A 16,893-nucleotide genomic window follows, 5' to 3' on the forward strand; every position below is an offset into this window, starting at 1 on the left:
GAAGGGTGCGCCATGCAGCCTGCTATCAGGCCTCGGCATAATCGACCAGCACCTTGCCATCCATCTCTTCCGGCACCGACTGGCCCATCATGGTCAGCAGGGTCGGGGCGAGATCGCACAGACGCCCGTCGGCGGCCAGCTTGGCATCGCGCTGCGTCACGTAGATCAGCGGCACCTCGAAGGTGGTGTGCGCGGTCTGCGGATTGCCGGTTTCCGGGTGCACCATCTGCTCGGCGTTGCCGTGGTCGGCGGTGATCAGGCATTCGCCTCCAACCTTCTCCAGCGCCTCGACCACGCGTGCCACGCACTTGTCGAGGAACTCGACGGCCTGGACGGCGGCGTCGAACTTGCCGGTGTGGCCGACCATGTCGCCGTTGGCGTAGTTGCAGACGATGAGGTCGTAGCCGCCGGACTCGATGGCTTCCACCAGCTTGTCGGTGACTTCGCCGGCGCTCATTTCCGGCTTCTCGTCGTAGGTCTTCACGTCCTGCGGGGACGGCACGAGGATGCGCGTCTCGCCGGGGTATTCCTCTTCACGGCCACCGGAGAAGAAGAAGGTGACGTGCGCGTACTTCTCGGTCTCGGCGATGCGCAGCTGGGTCAGGCCACGGTCGGACACGACCTCGCCCAGGGTGTTGTGCAGCTCGGACGGCGGGAAGGCTGCCGGCGCCGGGATGTCGGCGGCGTACTGGGTCATCATCACCAGGCCGTCGTGGGCCAGCTTGGGCGGTGTGCGCTCGAAGCCTGCGAAGTCCGGCTCGACGAAGGCGCGGGTCAGCTCGCGGGCACGGTCGGCGCGGAAGTTCATGAAGATGGCCGCATCGCCTTCCTGCATGGCGACGGAATCGCCGATGCGGGTGGCGGTGACGAATTCATCGGTCTCGTCGCGCTCGTAGGCGGCAGCCAGCCCGGCGACGCCGGTGGCGGCTTCATGCTCGGCTTCGCCGTTGGCGATCAGGCGGTAGGCCTGCTCGACGCGGTCCCAGCGGTTGTCGCGGTCCAGTGCGAAGTAGCGACCGACCAGCGTGGCGACACGCCCGTCTTCCAGGCCCAGGCCCGCGAGGTGCTCATCTGCACGCGCGATGGAGGCCTCGGCGCTCTTGGGCGCGGTGTCACGGCCATCGGTGATGGCGTGGATATAGATGCGCTTGGCGCCCCGCTCGGCGGCCAGGTCAGCCATGGCCAGGGTGTGGTCTTCGTGGGAGTGGACACCACCCGGAGACAGCAGGCCGATCAGGTGCACGGCACGCCCGGCCTTGACGGCGGCATCGATGGGCGCGGTCAGGATGTCATTGTCCTTGAGGGCATTCTCACGCACCGCCTTGGTGATGCGCGTGAAGTCCTGATAGACGATGCGACCGGCACCGAGGTTCATGTGGCCGACTTCGGAGTTGCCCATCTGGCCGTCCGGCAGGCCGACGAAGCCACCATCGGTGTGAATCAGTTCGCTGGGATATTCACGACGCAGGCGGTCCATCACCGGCGTGTCGGCGGCGAGGATGGCGTTGTCCTTCTCCTCTTCGCTGTGACCGTAGCCGTCCAGGATGATTAGGGCGACGGGACGCGGACCTTGTGCTTGAGCTGCCATGACTTCCTCGCTGTGATGACGAATGATCTGGGGTGAGCAGGGGCCGGGATGACAGGATGATGTTCGACGGACGACACATCATGCAGCTGTCATGTCCTGCGGCCATGCTGTGGCGCATCCGTGGGGCAGAACCCTCGGCGGAGACGACATGTAGTGATAAAACTACCTGCTCGTTCTGCCCTCTATTAGAGGGGTGGTAAGGTGCCGAGTGCAAGTGCCGCAAGTGTATCGCCGGGATTGGGTAGCGCTATCGGTGGATCACCCCGTCCCGGCTGAGCTGACAGCAGCCGGCGCATCGCCCGGCTACGCCTTTTTGATGCCATGCAGCGGCATTCATGCTTGGGCCTGTCATGTATAATGCTGGCTCCGTTACCTCAGGTAGCGGTCTATTTCCTTTGCCGCGTACGCGTCGGCATGCACGTCACAGCGGAGTTAGCCCGTCTCATGATCGAACAGCTGCTTCAGTTCGCGCAGAATCATCCCTTGCTGGTCGGCGCCTTCGTCGCCCTGCTGGTCGCCCTCATTGTCATGGAAACCATGCGTGGCAACCACGGCGTCAGCGTCAGCGAGGCCACGCGACTGGTCAATCGCGAAGAGGGTGTCTTCATCGACATCCGCGACAGCAAGGAATTCAAGGCCGGTCATATCGCCGGTGCCGTCAACGTTCCCAGCAGTCAGCTGACCAGCGAGACCACTCCGCTGGCCAAGTACAAGGAACGCCCGGTGATCATCGTCTGCAAGCACGGCCAGACGGCGGGACCGCTGGTGGCGCGCCTCGAGAAGGATGGCTTCAAGCAGGCCGTCAAGCTCAAGGGCGGCATGGGCCAGTGGGAAGCCGACAGCCTGCCGGTCGTGACTCGCTGAGTCGCAGACTCGCGCGTCGCGTGTCTGCCAGCTGTCATTGCCCCGCTGGCTGGGCAAGTTTGCGGGTCTGCTGGAGGCAGGCTCGCAACCAAGAATAAATCTCCGAACCCTCAAGGATATGTCTCATGGCTGAAGAACAGAACGCACAGGCTGCAGCAGGCGCAGAACAGGCTCAGGATCAGCTCCAGTTTGCCCTGCAGCGCATCTACGTGAAGGACGTGTCCTTCGAAGCCCCGAATTCTCCGGCGGTCTTCTCCCAGCCGTTCCAGCCGAAGGTTGCGCTGGAGCTGGATACCGAGCACCAGCAGGTCGGTGAGGAGCTGTTCGAAGTCTCCATCAAGGTCACCGCTCAGGTCACCAATGGCGAAGACAAGACCACAGCCTTCCTGGCGGAAGTCGAGCAGGCTGGCCTGTTCCGTATCGCGGGCCTGTCTGTCGAGCAGCTGGACCACACCCTGGGCGCCTTCTGCCCGAACGTGCTGTTCCCGTATGCGCGTGAAGCCATCGACAACCTGGTCAACCGTGGCAGCTTCCCTCCGCTGATGCTGGCTCCGGTCAACTTCGAGGCCATGTACGCGCAGCGCAAGCAGCGTGAAGCCCAGGGCGCCGCCGAGGCTACCGCTCACTGATCAGTGAGCCGGCCTTGATTGGCCACATGACAGGTACGACCAGCGACGGGCCCCAGTGGCCCGTCGCTGCGTTTTTGGGCGACAATGGCCGCCGCCTTGCCTGCGATGCTATATCGACTCATCGCGGCCCACTTTCACTGCTTCTTAGTCCGCGAGACCCCGTCCATGGCCATCCGTCTGCACTGCCCCGATCTTGATCTCAATGTCAGCGCCGGGGCGTCCTTCGCGCTCCCCGAGGGGCCTGCACGCCACCTCGGACTGGTGTTGCGTGCCAAGGTCGGCAGTGAGGCGCAGCTGTTCGATGGCCGTGGGCAGGAGGTACGCGTGTTGCTGGAGGAGGTGACCCGCAAGGGCGTCAGCGTGCAGGTGATCGAGGCGGTGCCCAATGACCGCGAGGCGCCGCTGGCGGTGCATCTGGGGCAGGCGATCTCCAAGGGCGATCGCATGGATTACGCCATCCAGAAGGCCTGTGAGATGGGCGTGGCTGCCATCACGCCACTCTATACCGCGCGGGGCGACGTCAAGCTCAAGGGCGAGCGCGCCGACAAGAAGCTGGCGCACTGGCAGGGCGTGGCGGCCAGCGCCTGCGAGCAGTGCGGAAGAAGCGTCGTGCCGGTCGTGCATGCCCCGGTGGCGATGACGCAGTGGCTGGCCGAGCGTGATGAGTCGCTGCGCCTGATTCTGCAGCCGGGCGGTGCCGAGGCGCTGAACGTGGCCGAGGCCGAGGGCGGCGTGACCCGTGCCAGCCTGCTGATCGGCCCGGAAGGCGGCTTCACGCAGGAAGAGGTGGCAGAAGCCGCCGCCGCCGGTTGTGAAGTGCTCGGCCTGGGGCCGCGTATCCTGCGCACCGAGACGGCGCCGGTGGTGGCGCTGACCTTGCTGCAGCAGCGATTTGGTGACCTGCCGCGCTGATCTCCCATCATCTGGCACCCGGGCGGAATTGTTGATCTGCCGGCAACACAGCGTGAGCCGGCAAGGGCGTTTCGCCAGTGGTGAGCAGCACGGCGCTGCTGCATACTTGTCCCATCGCTCCCGCGCCATGGTGTCATGTCGCGACGGGAGTCTCCGTTATCCCCGCTGCCGGCCGCGTACCAGGCTGGCAGTGTTGTCACAAGGTTGCCTCAATGACTGCTCGCAAGCTCAAGATCGGCGTGGTGATGGACCCGATGTCCAGCGTCGCCTACAAGAAGGACACCACTCTGGCCATGTTGTGGGCCGCCAGCCAGCGTGGCTGGTCGCTGCACTATCTCGAGCAGGAAGGCCTCTATCTCGAGAATGGTCGCGCCATGGGCCGGATGCGTGATCTGGAGGTCTACCACGACCCGGACAACTTCTATCAGCTGGGCGAGGTCGTCGCGACTCCGCTGGCCGAGCTTGACGTGATCCTGATGCGCAAGGATCCGCCCGTCGACGAACACTTCCTGAATGCCGTTCACCTGCTGGGCTTTGCCGAGCGGGAAGGCGTGCTGGTGGTCAATCCGACGGCCGCGCTGCAGACCTGCAACGAGAAGCTCTTCGCTCAGCAGTTCCCGCAGTGCATCCCGCCGACCACCGTGTCGGCCAACGACAAGGTGCTGCGCGCCTTCCACGCCGAGCATGGCAACGTGATCTTCAAGCCGCTGGATGGCATGGGTGGCAGTGGCATCTTCCACGTCGCCGAAGATGGCCGCAATCTCGGCTCGGTGATCGAGCAGCTGACGCTGCGGGGCACCCGTCAGATCATGGCCCAGCGTTATGTGCCGGAAATCAGTGCCGGCGATACGCGCATTCTGCTGGTGGATGGCGAGCCGGTGCCGTTCGGCCTGGCGCGCATCCCGAGCGCCGGTGAGACGCGCGGCAACCTGGCGGCTGGCGGACGTGGCGAATCGCGTGAGCTGACCGACCGCGATTACTGGCTGATCGAGCAGGTCAAGCCGGTGGTGAAATCATTGGGGCTGATGTTCGTCGGCCTGGACGTGATCGGCGACTACATCACCGAGATCAACGTCACCAGCCCGACCTGCGTACGCGAGATCGATACCCAGCGTGGCACTGATATCGCCGGTCTGTTGATGGATGCCATCGAAGCGCGTCTGGCGGCGCAGCCCTCCGCCTGATCAACATCGCGGTGAGGTCGGCACCAGTTGGCTGACCCGCAATGGATTCGCAGTAAACGGCAGGGAAGCCGAAGCTGCCAATGAGGTTCCGTGGACAGGGAGTGGGGTATGGCAGCACCCGTCGAATGGTGGGCAGGCAATCATAGCGTCACCGACCCGATCACCTATGTTCCGGTGACGCGGGTGCATCGCCGTGTGGTGGCGTGGGGCGCGGCACTGGCCGTCCATGCCGTCATCGGCTGGTGGTTGCTGGGCAGCGGCCTGCTGGCGCCGCCCGAGGTGCCGCCGATGCCCAAGCCGGTGATGCTCGATGTGACGCTGGTCAGTCAGGCCAGCACCACTGCCGTCGACTCGCAGGTGGTGGCCGAGCAGGACCAGCAGGCCAGTGGCAGCGGGCGCGAGGCGGCGGTGCAGGCCGGGCCAACCAATCAGGCGCCCCCGCAACCGGGTGAGCAGAGTGCGTCCGAGGCCAGCGAGCCGGCCGTGGCGGAAGCCCAGGCCCCGGCCACGCAGGCACTGGTACTGCCGGAGCGCATCCCCGAGGTGATCGCGACCCAGCAGGCGTCGTCACAACAGGTGATGCGTTCCGAACTGCTGCCGGATACGCCGGACAACGAGCAGCAGGCCAGCGAGCAGGACGTCCAGCGAATCCAGGCCTCCGGCCAGTCGCGTGAGGTGGTGGGTGACACCGCCTCACGCAAGGCGGCGCGTGCCTCGGCCCGCGCGCGCTATATCAATGACTGGACCGGCACGGTGCAAGCGTTCGGCAACCAGCACTATCCGGCGCCTGCCCACCTGAGCGGCGAGCTGCGGATTCGCGCCGTCGTGCTGCCCAGCGGTCAGCTTGAGTTCGCGGAAGTGTTACAATCCTCGGGACATGCTGAACTCGACCAGGCGGCTCTGGATACGGTCTACGGCGCGGCTCCTTATGCGCCCTTTGATGAAAGTCTCAAGGGGATGAGCCAGCTGACCATCACCCGCATCTGGCGATTCGGCCCCGGCAACGATTCTGGCGCGCCCTGACGCCTCGGGAGGACCATGCAAAGTCTGCGAGACTATTTCCTGCTGGCGATGCCGCATCTCGATGATGACAATTTTTCCGGCTCGCTCAGTTACCTCTGTGATCATGATGACAAGGGCACCCTCGGTGTCATCGTCAACAAGCCGATCAAGCTGACCATGCGCGGTCTGTTCGAGCAGCTCGAGATCGCTGCCGACAGCTGTGAGCGCCTCGATGAGGTGGTCTATTACGGCGGCCCCGTCCACAAGGACCGCGGCTTCATCCTGCATCGTGGCAAGGCCAGCGAGTGGGATTCCAGCCTGCAGGTGACCGACGAGCTGGCGCTGACCACCTCGTTGGACATCCTGAAGGCGATAGCCGGCAACGAAGGCCCTGATGACTTCATGGTCTGCCTCGGCTGCGCTGGCTGGGAGCCGGACCAGCTCACCAACGAGCTGAAGGAAAACAGCTGGCTGATCGTCGAAGGCGACAGCGGCATCCTCTTCGATGCCGACAGCGAGTCCCGCCTCGAAGCGGCTGCCAGCAAGCTGGGCGTCGACATGAATCTGATGTCGCGGGAGATCGGGCATGGCTGAGCGGCAAGTCAGCCGTACGGCGCTGGCGTTCGATTTCGGCACGCGCCGCATCGGTGTCGCGGTGGGCACCGAGATGCTCGGCACCGCGACGCCCCTGGTGCCGCTGCATGTGCGGGACGGCATTCCGGACTGGAATGTCGTCAATCGCCTGATCGAGGAATGGCAGCCCGACCTGTTCGTGGTCGGCCTGCCGCTCGAGCTGGACGGCAGCGAGACACTGATGTGCAGCCGAGCCCGCAAGTTCGGCAAGCGCCTGTATGGCCGCTACGGCAAGCCGCTGGAAATGTGGGATGAGCGCGGCTCCACCAAGGCGGCCAAGGGCTTGGCGCGCGAGCGCGGCCACCGCGGCAATTATCGCGATGATGGCGTGGACGGCCTCGCTGCTCAGCTGATTCTCGAGAGCTGGTTTGCAAGCCAGCGAGGCGAGGGCGACCTTGTCGGTTACTGAATACTCCACCCGCTTCCTTTCCGGAAGCGGGTTTTTTTTGTCTGTTTGCCGCCATCCGGCAGGGAAGATAGGAAGCGATATCCATGCAAGAGTCTGAGATGCACGAAGGACATGAGGCACTGCCAGAGGTCGAGGCACTGCTCGAGGCCATGACCGAGGAGCTCGAATTGCTGTTCGAGCGCCGTGAACTTGATCGTGAACGTCTGATTCCGGTCGGCATTCATACCGGCGGTGTCTGGGTCGCCCAGGCACTGCGTGAGCGGCTGGGGCTGGAAGAGCCCCTCGCGACACTGGATATCGGTTTCTGGCGCGACGACTTCGGCCACAAGGGCCTGCCGGATGGCGGCCAGGGGTCACAGCTGCCGGATATCGAGAACCGCGATCTGCTGCTGGTGGACGATGTGCTGATGAGCGGACGTACCGTGCGCGCGGCGCTCAATGAGCTGTTCGACTATGGCCGTCCGCGCCGCGTGCTGCTGGCCTGCCTGGTAGAGCTGCCGGGGCGTGAACTGCCGGTGCAGCCGGACGCCCTGGGTGCCAACCTGGCGCTGGCGCCCGGCAAGCGCATCAAGCTGGAAGGCCCCGACAACCTGCGCCTGACACTGGTCGATACCGGAGAGGTGACGGCATGAACCTGTTTGATCTCTCGCAGGCCAGCGCGGACGTGCGGGCTGCCTCGCCGGCACAGGTCCAGCTGGATGAGCAGGGCCGGCTGCGTCACTTTCTGGATATCGAAGGCCTGCCGCGCAGCGTGCTGACCGAGATTCTCGACACCGCCGATCACTTCCGTGGTATCGGCGATGCCGAGGTCAAGAAGGTGCCGTTGCTGCGCGGGCGCACGGTGGCCAATCTGTTCTTCGAGAACTCGACCCGCACGCGTGCCACCTTCGAGCTGGCCGCCAAGCGTCTGTCGGCGGATGTGCTCAATCTGGACATCAAGACCTCGTCGGCCGCCAAGGGAGAGTCGCTGATGGATACCCTGGTCAATCTCGAGGCCATGCAGGCGGATGCCTTCGTGGTCCGTCATGGCGACTCCGGCGCGGCGCACTTCATCGCCAGCCAGATCACGCCGCATGTGGCGATCATCAATGCCGGCGACGGTCGCCATGCGCACCCGACCCAGGCGATGCTCGACATGCTGACCATCCGCCGCCACAAGGGCGAGTTCGCCAATCTGCGCGTCGCGATCGTCGGTGACATCCTGCATTCGCGCGTCGCTCGCTCGCAGATTCAGGCGCTCAATACGCTGGGCGCAGCGGAGGTGCGGGTGGTCGCGCCGCAGACGCTGCTGCCCATCGGGGTCGAGACGCTGGGCTGTCAGGTCTTCACTGAACTGGCAGCAGGGCTGAAGGATGTCGATGTCGTCATCATGCTGCGCCTGCAGAAGGAGCGCATGGATGGCGCGCTGCTGCCCTCGGAGTCGGAATACTACCGCCGCTATGGTCTGACCCGCGAAAGCCTGGCACACGCGCACCCTGACGCCGTGGTGATGCATCCGGGGCCGATCAACCGGGGTGTCGAGATCGAATCCGCCGTCGCGGATGGCCCGCGTTCTCTGATACTCGATCAGGTCACCAACGGTATCGCGGTGCGCATGGCGGTGCTGTCGATGGCGGTCTCCGGACAGATGAAGGCGCGCGCCGAGCGCAGGGGTGAACGTTCACGAGGAGCTGGCGCATGAAACGCAGCCTGATCAATGCACGGGTGATCGACCCGACCAACGGCCGCGATGGCCAGTACGACCTGCACCTCGACGGTGGTCGCCTGATCGCGATCGGCGAAGCACCGGCGGATTTCAGTGCCGAGCAGCGCGATGACCTGGCGGGCAAACTGGTCACGCCGGCCTTCATCGATCTTGGCGCGCACCTGCGCGACCCGGGCCCGCGCTACAAGGGCAGCCTGGTCAGTGAGTCGGCCGCCGCACTGGCGGGTGGCTACGCGACCATCCTGCCGCGGCCTGATACCAGCCCGGTGCTCGACAGCGCCTCGCATATTCGTACGCTGCTGGACCGTGCGCGTGATGTGGCGGGGGTGCGTCTTGCGCCGCTGGGGGCACTGACGCAGGGACTGGAAGGTGATCTGCTCGCCAATATGGCCGCGCTCAAGTCCGCAGGCTGCGTGGCACTGACCAACCTGCGCCAGCCAATACGCGATCTCGGCGTACTGCGCCGTTGTCTGGAGTACGCGCGGACCTTTGATATCACCGTCGTGTTCCAGGCCCAGGAGGCCGCCTTGGCCGGGCAGGGCTGCGCCCATGAGGGCGCCATTGCCTCACGTCTCGGATTGGCCGGCATTCCGGAATCAGCCGAGACGGTCGCCCTGACCCAGTGGCTGCTGTTGATCGAGCAGACCGGCGTACGGGCGCATGTGTCACTGCTCTCCAGTGCACGGGCCGTGGAGCTGGTACGTGATGCCAAGGCCAGAGGGCTGGATATCAGCGCGGATGTGTCGATGGCGCAACTGCACTGGACCGATGAGCAGCTGGAAGGCTTCAACGCCAATTTCCATCTGGAGCCGCCACTGCGCAGCGCGGCAGACCGAGATGCGCTGCGGGCCGGTGTGGTCGATGGCACCATCGACGCCATCGTCAGTGATCATCTGCCCCATGAAGCCGCAGCCAAGAGCGCGCCCTTCGCAGTATCCGAGCCCGGCATGACCAGCCTGGAAACCATGCTGCCGCTGGGGCTGGCGCTGGTGGAGGCCGAGCTGCTCAGCCTGCCTCGCCTGATCGAGACATTGACGTTCAGTGCCAGACGCTTCGGACTCAAGGGCGGCATGCTGGAAGTGGGCGAGTACTGTGATCTGGCGGTGATCGATATGGAACAGGAATGGCGTGTCTCAAGTGAGACGCTGGTCAGTGCCGGCCATAACACGCCGCTGCTTGGCATGCTGTTGAACGGTCGCGTCGAAGAGGTGCTGCTGGGTGATTCCTGCTACGCCTAAGCAGTGTTTCACGTGGAACATGATGCTTGAGATATTTGGCTAAAGCGCGCCAACAGACTGATAGCCAAGCGATTTTTTGAATGACGTATGGAGTGAATTGGCTGCTTTATTGTAAAGCAGCCAATTTCTTTACCAGCCTACGGCGCAGAGTGACATCGCTGGGCTGCGCTCTTTGCTGCCGGCAGATGTTTCACGTGGAACAATGGCTTCAGGAGCGATTTGCGAGAGCCCATTGGCCACAGCGCCTTAAAGCGGCTGTGGCAATAGTGAGCAAGGCAGCTGGCCAGGCTGATCTGGCATGCAAAAAAGAGATTTGAACAACAAGGAGAGAAAACCATGCCGATGATTCGTGCGGAATTTCTGACGGGCAAGACACAGGAACAGAAGCGGGAGCTGGTGGAGGCGTTGACTCGCGAGACGGCTCGCGTGCTGGGTGTGCGTGAGCAGTCTGTCTGGGTGGTGCTGCAGGAAGTGGAGCCGGAAAACTGGGCTGTCGCTGGCACGCCATTGTCAGAGCGCTGAGAGACGAAGTTTCAACTGGGCGCCTGTTCTCAACTATCTGATTCAGAGGGTGTTTTACGAGGAATCAAGATGTTCCACGTGAAACACGCCCCTGGTCTTGGCCCGGCATTGCCAGTCTATGGGAAACCGGCTGAGGCATGACGGAGGCATGACAGAGGGGAGTGGGACGCAAGGCGCGGCGAGCAACGCGCTCGGTAATCCGGAACAAAAAAACGCCGCAGCCATTTCTGGCTGCGGCGTTTTCATTTGCCTGCCCTCTGCTCCACGGCCATGAAGCAGAGCACGGACTCAGTTCTCGAAATCAGCTTCCGAGTAGAGGGTCCGGATACGCAGGGTATGGTCGACGGTCTTGAGCGCTTCGAGCGCTTTCTTGCCGTAGGCCTTGTCGACATCGATGACCACATAGCCGACCGTGTTGTTGGTCTGCAGGTACTGGCCAGAGATGTTGATGCCTTCCTCGGACAGCACCTGGTTGATGCGTGACAGCACGCCCGGGACGTTGTCGTGGATATGCAGCAGACGGTGCTTTTCCGGGTGCGCCGGCAGGGCGACTTCCGGGAAGTTGACCGAGCCGATGGTGGTACCATTGTCGGAGTAGGTCACCAGCTTCTCGGCGACTTCGACACCGATGTTTTCCTGGGCTTCCATGGTGGAGCCACCGACGTGCGGCGTCAGGATGACATTGTCGAACTCGCGCAGCGGAGACACGAACTCTTCGCCATTGCCTTTCGGCTCTACCGGGAAGACGTCGATGGCGGCGCCCAGCAGCTTGCCGCTGGAAAGGGCTTCGGCCAGGTCTTCGATGACGACGGTGGTGCCGCGTGCCGCATTGATGAAGACGCTGTTCTGCTTCATCAGCGCGAACTGCTGCTTGCCCATCATCCACTTGGTGGAGGGGATTTCCGGCACATGCAGGGTGACGATGTCAGCGCGCGCCAGCAGCTCTTCCAGGCTTGCCACCTGACGGGCATTGCCCATGCCGAGCTTGGTGACGGCATCGTAGTAGATGACGTCCAGGCCCAGGGATTCGCTGAGCACGGACAGCTGGGAACCGATGCTGCCGTAGCCCACGATGCCCAGCGTCTTGCCGCGGACTTCATGGCTGTTCTTGGCGGATTTCATCCACTGGCCACGATGTGCCTTGGCGCTCTTCTCCGGCACGCCGCGCATCAGCATGATGGCTTCGGCCAGTACCAGCTCGGCGACCGAGCGAGTGTTGGAGTAGGGCGCGTTGAACACGGGGATACCGCGCTTCAGTGCGGCTTCCAGGTCGACCTGGTTGGTGCCGATACAGAAGCAGCCGATGGCGGTGAGCTTCTCGGCAGCGGAGATCACGCGCTCGTTGAGCTGAGTGCGGGAACGAATGCCGATGAAGTGCACATCGCGGATCTTCTCGATCAGTTCTTCCTCGGCCAGCGAGGTCTGAAGCAGTTCGATGTTGGTGTAACCCGCGTTGAGGAAATTATCCACGGCGGATTGGTGGACACCCTCGAGCAATAGAATCTTGATCTTGCTCTTGTCCAGGGACGTCTTGGCCATTGTCGGATCAACCCTCTCGCCGGTCATGCCGGCGTTTCTGTTCGTTTGGTCTTTTTCATGACCTGCTGGCGTGTCACACCTCAAGAAAATGCCAGAGAAACAGCGGGGCGTGCTGTCAACAGGGGAGCAAAGAATATCACAGCCGACGGGGCCTCCGGATGAAATGTCCGCGTGCCGGGCATGAAAAATTCACAGCACAGCCGTTTGATGTGACTCTTCCTCCGTGCGCAGGGGGTGGGCAGCGTCGTGAAGCCCTTCGGGTTATACTGGCGCTCCACACAGAGACACCGGGCCCGCCCGGTCGGATGAGCGAGAGCACCCATGGCCGAAAAGGAAGTGCCACAGGATTTCGCCGCCACCCTGGCCCGTCTTGAAGGGTTGGTGACGCGGCTCGAGGCTGGCGACATGTCGCTGGAAGCGTCACTGGGCGCTTTTGAAGAGGGCGTGGGCTTGGCGCGTGAGGCGCAGCAGCGGCTCGACAGCGCCGAGTTGCGCCTGCAGGCATTGGTGGAAGGCCCGGAGGGAGCGCTGACGCCCACGGCGTTTACGGCGCCCGATGCCGCAGGCAGCATGGCGGGTGAAGCGGACGAGGAGAAGGACTGGTGATGTCAGGTGGATTGAATACGCAAGTCACGCCGACAGCATCGCAGGCCAGCGAGCTGATCCGCTCTGGACAGGCGCGCAGTGAGGCCGTGCTTGAGGCGTTGTTGACTCCCGGCAGTGCGGCGGTGAGTGAGCGTCTCGAGGACGCCATGCGCTACAGCGTGCTGGGTGGCGGCAAGCGTCTGCGCCCCGTGCTGCTGTATGCGGTGGGTCGTGCCCTGGGCTGCGATGAGGAGGCCGCTGACCGCGCTGCGCTGGACGCGGCGGCAGCGGCGCTCGAATTGGTGCATGCCTATTCGCTGGTCCATGATGACCTGCCGGCCATGGACGATGACGACCTGCGGCGTGGCCGTCCCACCGTGCATCGCGCCTTCGATGAGGCGACCGCCATTCTCGCGGGCGATGCCCTGTTGACGCTCTCCTTCGAAGTGATGGCGACGACCGGCCATGTACGGACACCGGCCCTGGTGCGTACCCTGGCCGAGGCCTCCGGGCGGCGCGGCATGGTGGCCGGTCAGGCGCTGGACCTCGAGGCGGTCGGCCAGTTCCGCGAGGTAGAGGCGCTGTCACGCATGCATGCCTACAAGACCGGCGCGCTGATTCGCGCCGCGGTCCGTCTGGGCGGATTGGTGGCAGTCGACGAGCAGGATTCGCGTCTTGCTGCCCTGGAGCGCTACGCTTCGGCTATCGGCCTGGCCTTCCAGATTCAGGATGACATCCTGGACGTGACGGGCGACACCGCAACGCTTGGCAAGACGGCCGGTGCTGACGCTGCGCGCGACAAGCCGACCTATCCCTCGCTGCTTGGACTCGAAGGTGCTCAAGAGCGAGCAGGTCAGCTACTGCAAGAGGCCCTGGATGCCCTGGCACCGTTGGGAGAGGCCGCAGAGCCACTCGCGGTGCTGGCGCGCTACATGATCGAGCGAGACCACTGATTCCTGACGCCTATGAAGCTGTTTGACGAGATACCTCAGGCGCGCCCCGCGACGCCACTGCTCGATGCGGTCGAGACACCTCAAGCGCTGCGCGCCATGAGCGCGGCACAGCTGCGCCAATTGGCTGACGAACTGCGCGCCTACCTGCTTTACAGCGTCGGCTGTACCGGCGGGCACTTCGGTGCCGGGCTCGGTGTGGTCGAGCTGACCGTGGCCCTCCATCATGCGCTGGAAACGCCCCATGACCGTCTGGTGTGGGACGTGGGGCATCAGGCCTATCCGCACAAGATTCTGACCGGCCGTCGTGAAGCCATGTACAGCATGCGCCAGTACAACGGCCTGTCTGCCTTCCCCAAGCGTGCCGAGAGCGAGTTCGACACCTTCGGGGTGGGCCATTCCAGTACCTCGATCAGTGCGGCGCTGGGCATGGCGCTCGGCGCCCGCACGGCGGGTGAGTCACGGCGCGCCTGTGCGGTGATAGGCGATGGCGCCCTGACGGCTGGCATGGCGTTCGAGGCACTGGCGCATGCCGGGCACGTGAAGGCCAATATGCTGGTCGTGCTCAACGACAACGAGATGTCGATCTCCGAGAACGTCGGCGGCCTGGCAAGCTATCTGGCACGTATTCTGGCCAGCAAGCCGTATACCCAGATGCGCGCCAACGGCAAGCGACTGCTGTCGCCCTTGCCGGGTGCGCTGGAGCTTGCCAAGCGTACCGAAGAGCACATGAAGGGCTTCATCAGCCCGGCGACGCTGTTCGAGGAGATGGGCTTCAACTATATCGGCCCCATCGACGGTCATGACCTGCCGGCGCTGGTGCAGACATTGCGCAACATGCGTGATCTGGATGGCCCGCAGTTCCTGCATGTGGTGACGCGCAAGGGCAAGGGCTTCCTGCCGGCGGAGCGTGACCCGATCGGCTATCACGCCATCACCAAGCTCGAGAAGGCCGCGCCTCAGGCAGCCGAGCAGGCGCCTGCCGTCACCGACGCGCCGGCTCCCAAGCCGCAGAAATACTGCAGCGTCTTCGGCAACTGGCTGTGTGACGCCGCCGCCGCGGATGCGCGCGTCATCGGCATCACGCCGGCCATGCGGGAAGGCTCGGATCTGGTGCGCTTCTCGAAGGAATATCCTGATCGCTACTACGATGTCGCCATCGCGGAGCAGCACGCGGTGACAGTGGCAGCGGGCATGGCCTGTGAAGGCATGAAGCCGGTGGTGGCGATCTATTCCACCTTCCTGCAGCGTGGCTATGATCAGCTGATCCACGATGTCGCGGTGCAGAAACTGGACGTGACCTTTGCCATCGATCGTGCCGGTCTGGTCGGTGAAGACGGCCCGACGCATCACGGCAGCCTGGACATGTCATTCCTGCGCTGCGTGCCGGAGCTGGTGTTGATGGCGCCGGCCGATGAAGCCGAGTGCCGTGGCATGCTGAGCGCGGCACTGGCCCACCCCGGGCCGGCTGCGGTGCGCTATCCGCGCGGTACCGGGCCGGGGGTGGCCACCGATGCCGACCTGACGCCAATGGCCATCGGTCAGGGGGAATATCGTCGTCGTATCAGCGGCAGCCCCGAGGTGCGTGTCGCCATCGTCGCCGTGGGCAGCATGAACACGCCGGTGGCCGAGGTCGCCGAGGCGCTGGACGCGACCCACTTCAATCTGCGCTCCATCAAGCCGCTGGACCGCGAGGCATTGCTCGAGATCGCCGCGGAGCACGACCTGGTCGTGACCGTCGAAGAGAATGCCATCGCGGGTGGCGCGGGCGCCGGCGTGGCCGAGCTCTACCTGAACGCGGGACTGGCTCAGCCCATGTTGCTGCTGGGGCTGCCGGATGGCTTCGTCGAGCATGGCAAGCCGGTCGAGCTGCTGCGTGATTGCGGTCTGGATGCCGCCGGCATCCGCGCCAGTATCGAGGCTCGCCTCGGCGGCTGATCCTGGTGGCATGCAATACCGAAGCGCCTGTGGATGACTCGAGAGTTCGAGTTGCCCACAGGCGTTTTTCGTTGCGTGACTGCCTGCGCCGAGACGGCGAAGGATGCATGGAAACTCCGCGACTTCCCGCCCATGCTGGATGACCATCAAGCCCTCTGCTCAAGCAGCCAGGGCCTGGCTGGTGCGAAAGCCGTCACCTGCGCCAGTCACCACCGCAACGCCACGGAGTGCGCCCGACCATGTTGACTCTCTACAGCTATCCGAATTCCCGCTCGCTGCGGGTCGCCTGGACGCTCGAGGAACTGGGGCTCGATTACCGGATTCATAGTCTGGACCTGAAGGCCGGTGAGGGGCACAGCCCTGAATATCTGGTCATCCATCCCGACGGCAAGGCGCCAGCCCTGGTGGATGGTGAGCTGGCCCTGTTCGAGTCCAGTGCCATCAGTCGCTACCTGGCGGCGCGTGAAGGGCGCCTGCTGCCACAATCTCTGGCCGGGCAGGCACAGATGGATCAATGGCTCAGTTTCCTGACCACCGAGCTTGAGCAGCCGCTGTGGACATTGGCCAAGCACACCTTCGCGCTGCCGGAGGACCAGCGCTGTGATGCCATCAAGCAGACAGCCCAATGGGAATTCCAGCGTGCTCTCAAGGCACTTCAGCGCCGCTTCGGTGGCCAGGGCTGGCTGGTGGCCGATGAATTCAGTGTCGCCGATATCTTCCTCGCCCAGACCCTCAGCTGGGCGCAGATGGCCGGGCAACCTCTGCCGGCCGTGCTTGAGCACTGGGGCGAAGAGGTGCGGGCGCGTCCTGCCTGCGAGCGGGCCCGCCAGCGCGAGCAACAGGCCGCCGAGGAGCGTCAGCAACACTGAGCCCTGTTGCCGGGAACGTCATCGAACGCCGCCACAGGCCAAGCTGACGGGCTGACCTGTCCTGCATATCCTGTAGTGAAGCCATGAAAGCGCTCTGAGAGCGCGCACACGCCACGAGGCGCCATCCTGATATCAGGGTGGCGCCTTTTTCGTTTCTGGGTCTCAGAGGCGCTTGCAGGGCGCCTGACGAGGTTGAGAGGTCGTCTTTCTCGTTCAGCGGTGTCAACTGTCTGGGGCGCGCCCCAGGCTGTCTGGTGGCGGGCTGACCCAGGTCGGTTCGAGACAGGTCGGTTCGAGGCAGGGCGGTTCGAGGCAGGGCGGTTCGA

Annotated in this window: 17 protein-coding genes; 15 read left to right on the forward strand and 2 right to left on the reverse strand. The window is 64.1% G+C overall.

The features are described from left to right. Window positions 1-25: 25 nt before the first annotated feature. On the reverse strand, window positions 26-1,588 hold the full coding sequence (gene gpmI / locus R1T44_RS01710; RefSeq protein WP_043331623.1) for a 2,3-bisphosphoglycerate-independent phosphoglycerate mutase: 1,563 nt from the start codon (window positions 1,586-1,588) through the stop codon (window positions 26-28). Window positions 1,589-2,032: 444 nt separating this feature from the next. Between gpmI and R1T44_RS01715 the strand changes: the two genes are divergently transcribed. The 11 genes from R1T44_RS01715 to R1T44_RS01765 all read left to right on the forward strand — a co-directional run bounded on the left by R1T44_RS01715 (window position 2,033) and on the right by R1T44_RS01765 (window position 10,686). Next, window positions 2,033-2,452: a rhodanese-like domain-containing protein gene (locus R1T44_RS01715; RefSeq protein WP_043331622.1), complete on the forward strand. Its 420-nt coding sequence runs from the start codon at window positions 2,033-2,035 to the stop codon at window positions 2,450-2,452. Window positions 2,453-2,577: 125 nt separating this feature from the next. Next, complete coding sequence (gene secB / locus R1T44_RS01720) at window positions 2,578-3,081, forward strand: protein-export chaperone SecB (RefSeq protein WP_317292461.1); 504 nt, start codon at window positions 2,578-2,580, stop codon at window positions 3,079-3,081. 165 nt (window positions 3,082-3,246) lie between these two features. Next, window positions 3,247-3,993 (forward strand): 16S rRNA (uracil(1498)-N(3))-methyltransferase, encoded by a 747-nt coding sequence (locus R1T44_RS01725; RefSeq protein WP_317292462.1) that lies wholly within the window; start codon window positions 3,247-3,249, stop codon window positions 3,991-3,993. A 212-nt stretch (window positions 3,994-4,205) separates the two neighbouring features. Beyond that, the gene (gene gshB / locus R1T44_RS01730) at window positions 4,206-5,177 is read left to right on the forward strand and encodes a glutathione synthase (RefSeq protein WP_317292463.1); all 972 of its coding nucleotides are present in this window, start codon (window positions 4,206-4,208) and stop codon (window positions 5,175-5,177) included. Between the two features lie 108 nt (window positions 5,178-5,285). Next, the gene (locus tag R1T44_RS01735; RefSeq protein ID WP_317292464.1) at window positions 5,286-6,200 is read left to right on the forward strand and encodes an energy transducer TonB; all 915 of its coding nucleotides are present in this window, start codon (window positions 5,286-5,288) and stop codon (window positions 6,198-6,200) included. Between the two features lie 15 nt (window positions 6,201-6,215). Further along, window positions 6,216-6,773 carry a YqgE/AlgH family protein gene (locus R1T44_RS01740; RefSeq protein WP_043331610.1) on the forward strand — a complete coding sequence of 186 codons (558 nt, stop codon included), beginning with the start codon at window positions 6,216-6,218 and terminating at the stop codon, window positions 6,771-6,773. After that, window positions 6,766-7,221, forward strand: a complete 456-nt coding sequence (gene ruvX, locus R1T44_RS01745; RefSeq protein ID WP_054556397.1) for a Holliday junction resolvase RuvX — start codon at window positions 6,766-6,768, stop codon at window positions 7,219-7,221. The genes R1T44_RS01740 and ruvX overlap by 8 nt, the downstream gene beginning before the upstream one ends. A 98-nt stretch (window positions 7,222-7,319) precedes the next feature. Then, window positions 7,320-7,853 (forward strand): bifunctional pyr operon transcriptional regulator/uracil phosphoribosyltransferase PyrR, encoded by a 534-nt coding sequence (gene pyrR / locus R1T44_RS01750; RefSeq protein ID WP_317292465.1) that lies wholly within the window; start codon window positions 7,320-7,322, stop codon window positions 7,851-7,853. Continuing rightward, on the forward strand, window positions 7,850-8,902 hold the full coding sequence (locus R1T44_RS01755; protein WP_052384301.1) for an aspartate carbamoyltransferase catalytic subunit: 1,053 nt from the start codon (window positions 7,850-7,852) through the stop codon (window positions 8,900-8,902). The genes pyrR and R1T44_RS01755 overlap by 4 nt, the downstream gene beginning before the upstream one ends. After that, a complete protein-coding gene (locus tag R1T44_RS01760) occupies window positions 8,899-10,164 on the forward strand; it encodes a dihydroorotase (RefSeq protein WP_054556399.1) in 1,266 nt (421 codons plus the stop codon). Before R1T44_RS01755 ends, R1T44_RS01760 begins: the two co-directional genes overlap by 4 nt. 336 nt (window positions 10,165-10,500) lie before the next feature. Then, window positions 10,501-10,686 (forward strand): tautomerase family protein, encoded by a 186-nt coding sequence (locus tag R1T44_RS01765; protein WP_043331603.1) that lies wholly within the window; start codon window positions 10,501-10,503, stop codon window positions 10,684-10,686. Between the two features lie 288 nt (window positions 10,687-10,974). Here R1T44_RS01765 and serA read toward each other — a convergent pair whose 3' ends face one another. Then, entirely contained in the window at window positions 10,975-12,225 is a 1,251-nt protein-coding gene (gene serA, locus R1T44_RS01770) for a phosphoglycerate dehydrogenase (RefSeq protein ID WP_043331602.1), read from the reverse strand. Window positions 12,226-12,546: 321 nt separating this feature from the next. Between serA and xseB the strand changes: the two genes are divergently transcribed. From xseB to R1T44_RS01790, 4 genes are all read left to right on the forward strand, one after another. Further along, window positions 12,547-12,831 (forward strand): exodeoxyribonuclease VII small subunit, encoded by a 285-nt coding sequence (xseB, locus tag R1T44_RS01775; protein WP_225347455.1) that lies wholly within the window; start codon window positions 12,547-12,549, stop codon window positions 12,829-12,831. Continuing rightward, entirely contained in the window at window positions 12,831-13,763 is a 933-nt protein-coding gene (locus tag R1T44_RS01780) for a polyprenyl synthetase family protein (protein ID WP_054556401.1), read from the forward strand. The genes xseB and R1T44_RS01780 overlap by 1 nt, the downstream gene beginning before the upstream one ends. Before the next feature lie 12 nt (window positions 13,764-13,775). After that, entirely contained in the window at window positions 13,776-15,698 is a 1,923-nt protein-coding gene (gene dxs / locus R1T44_RS01785; protein ID WP_192839048.1) for a 1-deoxy-D-xylulose-5-phosphate synthase, read from the forward strand. A 239-nt stretch (window positions 15,699-15,937) separates the two neighbouring features. After that, on the forward strand, window positions 15,938-16,567 hold the full coding sequence (locus tag R1T44_RS01790; protein ID WP_317292466.1) for a glutathione S-transferase family protein: 630 nt from the start codon (window positions 15,938-15,940) through the stop codon (window positions 16,565-16,567). The last annotated feature ends 326 nt before the right edge of the window (window positions 16,568-16,893 follow it).

The organism is Cobetia amphilecti (assembly GCF_032923285.1).
GTDB classification, from domain to species: Bacteria; Pseudomonadota; Gammaproteobacteria; order Pseudomonadales; family Halomonadaceae; genus Cobetia; species Cobetia amphilecti.